The organism is Cryobacterium sp. N21 (genome assembly GCF_002929575.1).
GTDB lineage: Bacteria > Actinomycetota > Actinomycetes > Actinomycetales > Microbacteriaceae > Cryobacterium > Cryobacterium flavum.
Genome location: NZ_PJJQ01000033.1, coordinates 1 through 12,028, shown reverse-complemented (window position 1 = coordinate 12,028; position 12,028 = coordinate 1). Strand labels below are relative to the sequence as shown.

11 protein-coding genes and 1 pseudogene are annotated in these 12,028 nt (G+C 61.9%); 1 reads left to right on the top strand and 11 read right to left on the bottom strand.

Annotation, left to right across the window (positions count from 1 at the left end; genetic code table 11):
- Positions 1-215: 215 nt before the first annotated feature.
- From CXY77_RS10305 to CXY77_RS10255, 11 genes are all read right to left on the bottom strand, one after another.
- A complete protein-coding gene (locus CXY77_RS10305; protein ID WP_092339457.1) occupies positions 216-881 on the bottom strand; it encodes a hypothetical protein in 666 nt (221 codons plus the stop codon).
- A 4-nt stretch (positions 882-885) separates the two neighbouring features.
- Positions 886-1,545, bottom strand: a complete 660-nt coding sequence (locus tag CXY77_RS10300) for a hypothetical protein (protein WP_140425509.1) — start codon at positions 1,543-1,545, stop codon at positions 886-888.
- Entirely contained in the window at positions 1,542-2,594 is a 1,053-nt protein-coding gene (gene pilM, locus CXY77_RS10295; RefSeq protein ID WP_092339461.1) for a type IV pilus assembly protein PilM, read from the bottom strand. Before pilM ends, CXY77_RS10300 begins: the two co-directional genes overlap by 4 nt.
- 77 nt (positions 2,595-2,671) lie before the next feature.
- The gene (locus CXY77_RS10290; RefSeq protein WP_092339463.1) at positions 2,672-3,514 is read right to left on the bottom strand and encodes an A24 family peptidase; all 843 of its coding nucleotides are present in this window, start codon (positions 3,512-3,514) and stop codon (positions 2,672-2,674) included.
- On the bottom strand, positions 3,507-5,012 hold the full coding sequence (locus tag CXY77_RS10285) for a hypothetical protein (protein WP_104089480.1): 1,506 nt from the start codon (positions 5,010-5,012) through the stop codon (positions 3,507-3,509). Before CXY77_RS10285 ends, CXY77_RS10290 begins: the two co-directional genes overlap by 8 nt.
- Complete coding sequence (locus CXY77_RS10280; RefSeq protein ID WP_140425508.1) at positions 4,997-5,608, bottom strand: hypothetical protein; 612 nt, start codon at positions 5,606-5,608, stop codon at positions 4,997-4,999. The genes CXY77_RS10285 and CXY77_RS10280 overlap by 16 nt, the downstream gene beginning before the upstream one ends.
- Complete coding sequence (locus tag CXY77_RS10275) at positions 5,605-6,003, bottom strand: prepilin-type N-terminal cleavage/methylation domain-containing protein (protein ID WP_104130040.1); 399 nt, start codon at positions 6,001-6,003, stop codon at positions 5,605-5,607. Before CXY77_RS10275 ends, CXY77_RS10280 begins: the two co-directional genes overlap by 4 nt.
- Before the next feature lie 83 nt (positions 6,004-6,086).
- A complete protein-coding gene (locus CXY77_RS20920; protein WP_092339471.1) occupies positions 6,087-6,512 on the bottom strand; it encodes a type IV pilin protein in 426 nt (141 codons plus the stop codon).
- A 156-nt stretch (positions 6,513-6,668) separates the two neighbouring features.
- Positions 6,669-7,898 (bottom strand): type II secretion system F family protein, encoded by a 1,230-nt coding sequence (locus CXY77_RS10265; RefSeq protein ID WP_104130039.1) that lies wholly within the window; start codon positions 7,896-7,898, stop codon positions 6,669-6,671.
- Positions 7,899-9,077 (bottom strand): type IV pilus twitching motility protein PilT, encoded by a 1,179-nt coding sequence (locus tag CXY77_RS10260; protein ID WP_276326785.1) that lies wholly within the window; start codon positions 9,075-9,077, stop codon positions 7,899-7,901.
- 132 nt (positions 9,078-9,209) lie between these two features.
- Positions 9,210-10,931, bottom strand: a complete 1,722-nt coding sequence (locus CXY77_RS10255) for a GspE/PulE family protein (protein WP_092339524.1) — start codon at positions 10,929-10,931, stop codon at positions 9,210-9,212.
- 614 nt (positions 10,932-11,545) lie between these two features.
- Here CXY77_RS10255 and CXY77_RS10245 point away from each other — a divergent pair.
- A pseudogene (locus CXY77_RS10245) lies at positions 11,546-12,028 on the top strand (DUF222 domain-containing protein); the annotation flags it as partial.

The window sequence follows — 12,028 nt, the reverse complement described above, 5'->3', positions numbered from 1 at the left end:
CACGGTCGAGGCAGGCCTCGCGAGTGGAGCCAGAGGGTAAGTCTTGTTCGCGAGAGGCCTACGTGACTCGCAACGCTATTGAGACTGGCGGTTTAGCGGTAGTCCCGCGATCTGGGGGTCTGCGGGCGGGCATGGGCAGCCGCCTACAGACGCTGGCAGGAATGCGAAAGCCCCCGATACTGGAGGTATCGGGGGCTTTGGAGTGCTGCGCCAGGTTACTCGGCGGCTGGTGCGGTGGGGTCGACCAGCACGTAGATCTCGGCCGCAATGGTGACGGTGGCCTCCCCCGCGCTCGCTCCCGCGCCGGTGGAGAAGGTCTTGATGGCAATGATGCGATCGCCGTATTGCAGCCCGGAGAGAAAGTCGAGCACACTGGCATTGGTGCCGCTCGCCTCGATGGAAACCGGCACCGAGATGTAGTTCGCGGGCGACAGGCGCGGGCTCATCGTTGGAGCCGAGTCGGCGCCCGCTAGGTCGGCAGTGGCCGCGTCGGTACTAGCTGCGGCGGCCTCGGGAGCGGCGACCGGTTCGATCGGCACGTAACCGGTGCCGTCGCTGATCGAAATCTGGTCGAGCGTCACCTGGTGCTCGGCGGCAATGGCGTCGAGCTGCGCCACAAACGCGGGAATGTCGGCGGTCAGGGGAATGCCGAGCTGCAGCTCAGCCAGATTATTCTTGAGCACATCGATGTGCGCGAACTCGTCCTTCAGGGTGGCGAGGGCCAGCTCGTGCTGGGTGTTCTGGGCTTTCACGTTGGTCAGTTCGCGGGCGGCAGCACTGGCCTCTGCTACTTTCGGCGCGATACCGAGCAGCGTGCCGAAAACCACGACGGCGCCCACGATAGCGACCCAGGTGAGCCCCCAGAGTCGGTCCCTATTCATCTCTCTACTCCTCTGCGGCAAAGCGGTTCGACAACGCGGCCGCGTTGATGTTGAGTGCGAGACTCACGACATAGCTGCCGTCTTGCGAGCGAGAAATGGATCCAGGGCTCGCGTCGGCATAGCCGGGCAGGTCTTTCAGGCCGACCAGCCACTGCGGCACCGTGGGCAGCCCCGGGCTGGTGGTTTCCAATGCGAGTGAAGCAGTTCGGGGTTGAGTGAGTGGCACCGCGCTCTGAACAAAGCCGGCCCAGGGTGACGACGTGGTCACAGTGACTGAATCGATCGTGACGTCGGCCGGCAGGATGGCGCGAATATCGGCGAGGTAGGCCTTCCAATCCACCTCGGTCGACAGGCCGAGACCACGCACGGCCAGGGTCGTGTCGTACTGGTCCTGCACCCGACTCACCTCGGCGAATTTGGTGGTCTCCATGAGGATCGCATCGGTGCGCAGCGTGGCTTCCGCCAAATCGTTCTGGTTTAATGCCGCCGTCACGGAGACCGCGCCGATGCCCGCGCCCATGATCACAACGACACCCATGAGGGTGATGGTCAATGCTCGGTGCAGTGCTCGGTTCGCTCGCCGGGCCAACAGATCCGGGGGGAGCAGATCTGCGCGCGGCTCCCCGCCGAGGATCAGCTCCTGCATATCCGTTGCCCGTTTCATGCTTTGCTCCCCAATGCCAGTCCTAGTGCGGCAACAAAGGTGCACTGGGAATTCTCCAAGTCTGTTTGATTGACGTCGGGTCCAAGTTCCAGCCCGCCGTAGGGCTGCGCCGGAACGACCGGGAAACGGGTCAATTCGCTGAGCGCGGCACCGAATCCGTCGAGTCGGGCACCACCGCCCATGAGCACGATGCGGTCGATCGGTAGCTCCGGCCGGTTATTGGTGAAATACGCGACTGTGTTGCGCAGGCTCTCCAAAAGTTCCGAGGTGATCTCCCGAATGATCGTGGTGGCTATCTCATCTTCGGGTGCCGCCTCCTTTGGCAGACCCAGCCGCTTCTTGAGCACCTCGGCCGCCTCCTCGTCGATGCCGAGGCGCACGCGTAGCGCTTTGGTGAGCTGATTACCGCCGGAGGGAATCACGCGCACGAACTGCGGCACGCCGTTCGAGGAGATGAGCACGCTCGACGAGCCGCCACCGATATCAATCTGCACGATCACGTCGGGGGTGGTCACTGCACGGTGAATGGCACGACTGCGAGCGAACGACATAATGTCAACGGTGACGGTGTGCAGTCCGGCCAGCTTTACGGCCTTGATGTGCGATTGCACGACATCTTTCAAGGAGGCGATCAGCAGGCCGGAGATTTGCGGGCCAGACTCACCATCACTGTCGACTTCGGCAATCGGGTAGAAGTCGAGCAGCGCCTCGGCGGTGGGAAATGACAGCAGGTCCTGCGCCTGAAAGGGCAGCGACTCGCGAATGCGGCGCAGCGACATCTTGGGCACGGTCAGGTTGCGCACGACCATTCGGTGGTAGCCCATCCCGAGCACGACGTCTTTGGTGGTGAAGCCGCCCCTCGCCCACATTCGCTGGAGCGCCGCGGCGACGACGGCCGGTTCCAGCACTTCGCCGCGGCTGACCGCACCGAATGGGAGGGGCTCTTCGTGGCAGCGCACGAGCACGGGGTGATCCGTCTCGCCATCCCGCAGTTCTACGGCCCGCACGGCGGTGGTACCGATATCGATTCCGACCACGCGTGTAGTCATTTGTTTCCCCCAGTGAGAAGTTGGTTCGTAAACGGTGGTCGAGGAGCGGGTCGAATGGTCGTGGCGGCAGCTGACGGTTAAGCGAGGCCGTACAGGGTGAGGTAGCCGATGGATATCTGGTCGCCGAAGAATACGCCGATCCAGGCGCCCAGCAGCATCCACGGGCCGAACGGAATACTGCTGCGGCGCTTGGCCTTTCGGCTGAGGAGCAGAAGGAGTCCGAATACACCGCCGAGCAGAAAAGCGCCGAAAGCGCCCACGATGAGCGGCGCCCAGCCCAGATAACCCAGGTAGAGACCGAGCAGGCCGGCTAGTTTCACGTCGCCGAGGCCCATGCCGCCGGGGCTGATCAATGCCAAGGCCAGGTAGAGGCCGAACAGTGTTCCGGCCCCGATGAGGGCGGTGAGCAGGCGACCGGGCTCGCCGGCCACGAGGGCGGCTGCCCCGAGCAGTACCGCGGCCACCGGATACGCGGGCAGCAGAATGCGGTTCGGCAGGGTGCGCGTGTCGAGGTCGATCATGGCCAGGGCCACGCTGATCGCCGCCAGGTAGAGAAACGCCGCGAGCACGATGAGCTGAGTGGCCAGGGTGTTGGTGGCGGTCGTCACGGCCGCCCAGCCGAAATTTGCGGACGCGAACACCCAGAGAGCGACGACAGCGAAGAACACCGCGGTGCCGAGTTCGATCATGGGGTAGCGGGGCGGGATGAGTGCCTTACAGTCGCGGCATTCGCCGCGCAGCACGAACCAGCTCAAGACTGGAATATTGTCATACGGCCGAATGCGCGCACCGCAACTGCCACACGCACTCGGCGGGGAAACGATGGAGCGGCCAGCCGGTATGCGGTAGATTACCACGTTGAGAAGTGAGCCGATTACGGCGCCAAGAATACCGAAGATCCCAGCAACGGTGCTAGCCATTCAGGTCTCGAATCGACTCCCGCGCACCTAAGGCAGGCGTCCCTCCACCGGTCGATGTCGCGCCTGGAAAGCCGACCTCAGCGTAGGTGTAGACGCCGGATGTAGCCAGTTTCACGGTACCGCCCCAAATCTGACCACGCCACTGGGACGAAGTGGAAATGTTTACGTTGCACGGCGTATAAACCATCACATCAACATTGAAGTTGACTTTAAATGATTCGATTACCGAAAAATCCTCGGCCTTTGCGTTACATTTTGACTTGCTGTTTGGCGACTTGTCAGAGGTTACCAACCACAATTTGTGCTTCGAAGCAGCATCGATCTGAGCGCTGTTACGAAATTGAAAGTTGTCCGCGATAATTGCGATGTCACTGCCAAGATTCAGTATCCCCGTACCTGAGACGTCAACCCCATTCGCGCATTCAATGATCCCAGGAGCGCCAGTCAGCGCATCGGCAGCAGCTTGCAGGGCGGCCAGATCACAGATCCCTCCAAGAACGACCTTATTTTCAAAGTAGTTCCATGCCATATCCTTTTGGCTTTTATCGTTCACGAACGTGCCGATTGTCGATGAATACTTGTACTTCAGGTCGTACCATCCCGGTGCGGCGAGGCCGGAAACCGGTCCAGGTTTGGTCTGCGATGAATTTCCGATCAAGCTGCCGAGAATACCGCTCGTTTCACCCGCCGTGAGACTTCCGCCGACGACCGTACCCGGACCAATCGCGGCAAGCCCTGAAACCCAGACATTGCCGCTAACCTGCGCGGTCGACGATGTGGTCAATCTGGCAGCAATCAGGCTTTGGTGGACAAGTGCGGATCCACCGATTGTGGCATTGCCCGATGCCCACACGTCTCCGAACAGACCGCAGGATTCTCCGAGGATGACGTCGCCCGCATGGACTATCAGATCCACGGTGTTTGCGCCCGAACTGATGCAACTGGCGTCACCCTGACGCACATAGATCGCAGCACCCGGTGCATGGATGGTCACGGACTCGATGATGGAAAAGCCGAGGTCAGCGTAGATCGCGATGCCGGCGCTCGGGCTGCTGCCCGATACGGCCACAGAGTAGACAGCCTCGACGCTGCGGGTGGTGCCCGCCGCTTTGCCACCGAGGCCGGCAGCCCCTGCGGTACCCGTCGAAACCATCTTGACCTGTCCCATCGCCGCTGGGCAACCCTCTTCCCACACCGGAGCCCCGCTATCCAGATGCGAGAAAATCACCTCGAATTGAGGCGCAGACCTCCTGAGCCGGTTGTCTTCGACGAGGGGGCAACCAGTGCTGAGCTGGACCACTCCGGCAGCGATCCCCGCCTCGGCCGCAGCCTGCGCCTGCACGCCGGCGAGGACCGAGGTTGTCAGTCCGAGCGATTGCAACGACGAAGAGGTTACGGTAAGGGTAACGATCACGAGCACGGCCATCACGCCAATCACAGCGATCAGCACGCTCCCGCGCTCGCCAGCGCCAGACTCCGGGATCACCCTGCGAAGCATGTTTGTCCTATCTCTAGCGTTCCTTGCGGCTTGATCGTCGTATCTACTCGGTCCGAAGTAGCTGAGCCGACTCCAAGGGACAACTCGACTTCGTCTCCGTTAAATCCGACGGTCGCCTCATTAATTAAGATCCTGTGATTGGTCCAACTGACAATCTCACTACTATTCGGAGCCTTCAATGGCGTCCCGGTTGCGGTTTCCTTGGAGTAGACCGAGCCGTCGTGGAAGAACCATGCCTGGCATGTCCAAGTGAGGTCTGTGTTTCGCCCTGCCGTCTTCACAATTAATAGATCCTGGCCTCGAACTGTGATCTGGTTTGCATTGCGCACGTCGGCCCTAATCGCTTCAACGATCACCTGCGTCGTGTTGGTCGTCTGTACGGCTGAAACGAGCTCCCGTTCCGCGCGCAAAGTAGTGACCAGAAAACCGCCAACCAGGGTGAGGATCACCCCTGCCAGCGAAGTGTAGATAATCAACTCGACCAGCGACATACCGTCCTGGCCTGGCGCGCTTGCGGTTGCAAGCTTCTCGGCCTGGCCAACAGTCAACCTTTGTGCCTCTGCACCACGGTACCGGGCCAAGAACCACGTGGTCACGGTGAAACCAGAATGAGCGTAACGACCTGAGCGAGCACACTGCGGTCTGTGCGATCGATGACGGTGCTGGTGTACTTTACCATCGCGGAAACACCCGTCGAGCATCCGTCGGCGAGTTCCCACTCTCCGGTAACGGCTAATCCATCGTGCACTGATGCGGTGCTTGCGGGAAGCGGATTACAGGTGACTGCCAGTGGTCGCGCCTGCTCCAGATCCGCGCTAAGTAGCTGAGTTGCCGTTGCGATCGACGCGTTGGACGCAGTGAGGTGCATAGCCTGCGTGAGCACCGGCAGGAATACCAGTGCCATAAGGCTGAGAAGAAACATCGACACGATGACTTCAACCAGGCCGAAGCCGTCGGAACGTCTGCTGGACTCAACGCCGAGCACAGTCATTCAACGTTCCTTTCACTTATTCATTCTGATATCTCCAGCACGAAGCGAGAGCGCCAAATTATCGACGCCCCCTACTCGAATTTCTAGCTCTTTTTAGCCGAGGTTGATTCCGTGATTGTGTGCTCGTTTGTGCCGGCTTGCCCGGCAGTGTCCACGTATGTTCCAGTCAGTAAGAATGCGTCCGGGGTGGCTGCAACGGGCGCAGCGGCTACAACGCTAATTTTCTCGCTGGCGGAGTACCCGGGAAGGGTTTCCAGTGCAGCTACGGCGGCGTCGACCGTTGAACCTTCAGCCACTGAGACGGAAATTGCGGCCTTCGCCTGCGCCAGTTGAGTAGCCACGGCGCTGTCCTTCGCGGAATCCTGCTGGCCGATGTAGATGGGAATTGCGATCGCGGAGAGAATGCCGAGGATGAGAACGACCACGAGGAGCTCGATGAGCGTGAAGCCCTTCTCCTTGTCGCCGAGGGCCTTGCGCTTGGCTAGGACGGTCGTGAAGAAGCGGTTCATGTGTGTGTTTCCTTTGAGTGATTCTGCAAGGAGTAAATCGGCGGAGTTACTCCGTTGTCAGCTTAGATTCAAGCCCCAGACCGAACCTTGTTTTTTCGGGGGGCTGACTACCCCCACTGGGAGTGCAGCCCAAACGGGGGCTACTTGCCTCGCCGGCTATTTGACGTAGTCGAAAACACTGAACATGGGCAGGTACAGCGACACGACCATGCCACCGATGATCACGCCGATGACGGCGATCATGAGCGGCTCGATCAGTGCCGTGAGCTGCTCCGTGGTCGACTGCACCTCCTGGTCGTAGAAGTCGGCGATCTTGGTGAGCATCTGCTCGAGCACGCCGGCACCCTCTCCCACCGCGATCATCTGCGTGACCATGGCCGGAAACACCGGCTCGAGTGCGAGCGGGGTCGCCATTGAACGACCCTGGCTCACCGATTCCTGAACTTTGATCAGGGCGGACTCGATGACATAGTTTCCCGAGGTCTCCCCTACGATCTTGAGCGAGTTCAGAATGGGCACACCGGCACCGATCATCGTGGCGAAGTTGCGGCTGAAGCGAGCGATGGCGAGCTTGATAAGTAGCTTGCCAAACACCGGCAGTTTGAGCTTGAACGGGTCGAGTACCCGCCGCACGGCCAGGGTGTGCTTGTTCTTGCGCCACCAAACGGAGAACACGATGACGGCAATGAGCAGCACCGGGGCCACCCAGACCATGCCGTTGGAGAGCGCGACGAGCACCCGGGTGGCCGGCGGTAACTCGCCACCTAGATCAGCGAACATCTTCTCGAACACGGGAACGATGAAAATGAGCATGCCCACCACGGCGAGCACGGCCATGATCAGCACGATCACGGGGTAGGCGAGCGCGCTCTTGATGGTGTCGCGCAGCTTCACCTCGCTTTCGAAGTTGTCGGCAATGGAGTTGAGGGCGTCTTCGAGAAAACCACCGGACTCGCCCGCGCGCACCAGGCTGATCATGATCGGCGGAAACACCACGTCCTGCTTATCGAAGGCTTCGGAGAGCGACACGCCGGTTTCGACGTCGCTGCGAATGACAGCGATCACCTGGGCGAGCTGCTTGTTCTCGGTCTGCTCCGACAGAATATTGAGCGTGCGCAGCAACGACAGCCCCGCCGCGGTCATTGTCGCCATCTGACGGCTCATCACGGAGAGGTCGCTGAGTCCAATGTGCTTTTGAAACCCCGGAATGCTCAGATCTGCGTGAAGACCCGTGAGTTTATGGGCCGGCGTGATCGAAATGGGCGAGAGCCCCATGGTGCGCAGTTGCAGCAGCACTGCCCGCTCCGACGCTGCGTCCATGCGGCCCTTGACCACGCGGTCGCGGGAGTCCCTGCTGGTGTAGCTGAAAGAGCTTTCGGTGGACATCTAGCGCCTTCCGGACGAGAACGAGTCATTGAAGTCAATTTCGCCGTTGCTCAGGCCGCCCACCGGGGTGTCCGGGGGATCAACCCTGTGCACGAGTTGCTTGAGCACGTCGACGTCCATGGCCTTCTCCTCTGCGGCCTGCCGAGTGATCTGGCCGGCCTCGACGAGTTCAGCGAGGTGCTGGTCCATGGTGTGCATGCCGAGGGTGCGCCCGGATTGCAGGGCTGAGGCAATCTGGTGGGTCTTGCCCTCCCGCACCAGGTTCGCGATGGCGGCGGTGGTCACCAGAATCTCGGTCGCGACCACACGCCCACCGCCGATCTTGCGCACGAGGGTCTGGCAGACCACCCCGCGCAGCGTCGCGGCGAGCTGCGCGCGCACTTGCGCCTGCTGGTGCGGTGGAAAAACGTCGATGATGCGGTCGATGGTCTGGGCAGCATCCTGAGTGTGCAGCGTGGAAAACACGAGGTGACCGGTCTGGGCGGCGGTCAAAGCCACCGAGATCGTCTCCAGGTCGCGCAACTCGCCGATCAGAATGACGTCGGGGTCTTGGCGCAGCACGTGTGTGAGAGCGGATGCGAAACTGTGCGTGTCCTGCCCCACCTCGCGTTGGCTGATCATGGATTTCTTGGCCTCATGAATGAACTCGATCGGGTCTTCCACCGTGACGATGTGGTCGTCCCTGGTGCGATTCACCAGGTCCACCATTGCGGCCAGCGTTGTGGTCTTGCCGGAGCCGGTGGGACCGGTGACCAGAACGAGGCCTCGCGGCAGGTGAGCGAACCGCGCCACCGATTCCGGAATACCCAGCTCGGCCAATGATTTGATCTCATTGGGAATGAGCCGAAAGGCGCCCCCGACCGTGTTGCGCTGCTGGTAGAAATTGACTCGAAAACGCGTGCCCTCCACCGTGTGGGCGAAATCGAGCTCGAGTTCCTGGTCGAATTCTTCGCGCTGCTCCGGCGACAGAATGCTGTTGAGTGCGGAAGCGACCTTCTCCGGCGACCAACGATCCCACCCGGGAATCGGCCGCAGGGAACCGTCCACCCGGATGCTCGGCGGTGCACCGCCAGAAACGTGCAGGTCGCTCGCTCCCTCGTCCAGCACGAGACGGAGCGCCCGGAGCAGGTCGGCATCGGGCATGGGTGCGCTGAATTGGGCTGATGATTCGGAACGCATAAGCCTCCTCGAACGGATATCAACGGTGGAGGCGGGCGGGTCATCGGATTCCTGGACGGCATAACCGAGATCGGGCGATCTCACTGCGGGACCTGCGCGGTCCGTCGGGGGCGAACCGGGGCATCCCGGAAATTAGGAAACAACACGGAGCACCTCGTCGATCGAGGTCAGCCCGAGGGCGACCTTGGCCCAGCCGTCTTCACGCATGGTGATCATTCCCTGCTTGCGGGCGGCGGCTCCGATCTGCGCGCTCGAGGCGTGCGCCACGGTCAGCCGCTCGATCTCTTCGGACACCGTCATGACCTCGTGAATACCAAGCCGTCCACGGTAGCCGGTCTGCGAGCAACTCGAGCACCCGGTCGGCTTGTAGATGATCGTGCCCGTCGTGGTGGGGTCGATGGCCGGGCCGAGATCCGGCATGACCGTCGAACGGTTCGAGACGTAGCCCACCGTTGGGTTGACTACAAAACCCAGATAGGCCAGGTCGGTGCGCTCGTCGGGCACCTTGCAGCGGTCGCACAGACGCCGGGCCAGTCGCTGGGCCACAACGCAGTCCAGGGCCGACCCCACGAGAAAGGGCTCGATGCCCATTTCGATTAGTCGGGTCATGGCGCTCGGCGCGTCGTTGGTGTGCAGGGTCGACAGTACGAGGTGACCGGTGAGCGAGGCCTCGATGGCGATCTTCGCGGTCTCCTGGTCTCGAATCTCACCGAGCAGCACGACATCGGGGTCGGCGCGCAGAATGGAACGCAGCGCAACGGCGAAGGTGAGGCCCGCCTTGCGATTCACCTGCACCTGGTTGACCCCTTGCATGCGGTATTCCACCGGGTCTTCAACGGTGATGACGTTGATCTCCGGGCGATTGATGGCGTGCAGGGTCGTGTAGAGCGTGGTCGACTTGCCCGACCCGGTCGGGCCGGTGACCAGAATCATGCCGTACGGCTTGGTGTACGCCATCTCGTACTCGTTGAAGTTGTCGGTGAGCAGATTGAGGCCGTCCATGCTCATCGACGAGGTGGCGTTGTCGAGAATTCGCAGCACGACCTTCTCTCCCCACACCGTAGGCAGAACGGCGACGCGCAGGTCGACGGTGCGCCCGTTGTGGTGCACCGACATGCGGCCGTCCTGCGGTTTGCGACGCTCAGCGATGTCGAGGTCGCTCATGATCTTGATGCGCGAGATGACGCCACCGGCGATGGTCGACGGAGCTCGCTGCATCTCGTGCAGCACCCCGTCTATGCGGTAGCGCACGCGCACATCGTTCTCACCGGGTTCGATGTGGATGTCAGAGGCTTTGTCTTGAATGGCCTGGCTGACCAACAGGTTGACGAAGCGCACGATCGGAGCGGCGTCATCCGTTTCGTTGGGACCGGCAAACTCCTCGGGTTCTTCGCTGTCGGCGGTGAGAGTGGTGCTGAGGTCGATCAATTCGTTGTCGGCGCGGTGATAGCGGGCGATGGCCGCCTGCAGGTCGGACAGCTCGACGACAACCGGGCTGACCCGCATGCGCGCTGCCTCGCGCACGTCGTCGACGGCGAACACATCGCCGGGGTTGACCATGGCCACCACGAGGCGACCGTCTTCAAAGGCGATCGGCAAAACATTGGCCCGGTGGCAGACGGTGGCCGGCACTTTGGCCACGGCGAGCCGGTCAACCGGATAGTCCAGCAGCTCGACGAAGGGCAGGTTTTTCTGCTCGGCGCGTGCCCTGGCGAACTGCAGCTCGGTGATGGTGCCGGCCTCCACCAAGTTGCGCACGGCGGCTTCATCGGCGCGATCGCTCAACCGAACGGTGTCAAGTCCCTCCACCGGCAGCAGTCCGTGCACGATCAGAATTTCGGTCAGGCTGGTCACGTCTGCGCTGCTCCCCCGGTTCTCAGTCATCTCAATGCGCTCGTGTGGAAGCACACCGCAGTCACGGCACGAGACTGACTCTTTACGTTATCGCGGCGGGTAAAGGCTGAACCAGTTCCCGCCGATGGTACCCGTGCTTTTGTCGACCCCAGTTCAGGGGGAAACTTTGCCCATAATTGATGATTATGCCTCTACTGCGGCCGGGTTACGCCCCACGAAAGCGGGTGAACGGCTATTACAGGAGGGCCGAAGTGACCGTTTCCCGCACTTGGCTTTCAGAAGAAACTTTTGAACTTTCGTTTGTATTTGACTGAGGTTTACTCGTCTTTAGGGGCGATTCGGGCTATACTTGTGGGTGAAGGAGGCACCGACGCCATGACCATCACCGCCCCGCCCGCCCCGCCCGCCACAGCCGGCTCGATGCCGCAGGGTTCTCGCGTTGAAGCGGTGGCTCAGGCCGGTGCCATTCTGGCGGCAGCGTTGGACGATGTGCGGTTCGGTCACCTCGACGATGCTGAAGCTGTTGCGGTTCTGACGGCCCTCGAAGAACTCGGCCGCAAGGTCGATGGTGCCCAGTACCAATTAACCGCGCACGCGCCACCACCGACATCGGTGTGCGCGCCGAGATCGACCTTGGCAACGGGTCGCTGGCGTACCGAAACGGATGCCGCAACCGGGTCGAGTTCATCACCCAACTCGCCGGCATCTCGGGCCGCGAAGCCAAACGGCGCCTGAAACTCGGTGAGACCGCGGTGGAACGTACCCCGCTGGGCCTGCCTGTCCCGGCGCGGTACCCGGTCATCGCCGACGGCCTGACCAGCGGGGAACTCGGGGTGGAATCGGCCGAGATCATCGCCAGCACCCTCACCGCGTTGCAGGGGAAGGTCCTGCCGGATGACCTCGAGGGGGTTGAGCGCGCCCTCGTCGCGACCGCCACCGGGGCCAGCACCGCGGAAACCGCCGGGCTCCCCGGCGCAGGCATCCGCTTCGCGCCCGACGTACTGCGCGTGCAGGCAATGGAATGGCAGGCCCGCCTCGACCCCGACGGCACCGCCCCCAGCGACGACGTGACCGAGGCCAAGAGCACGCTGACGTTC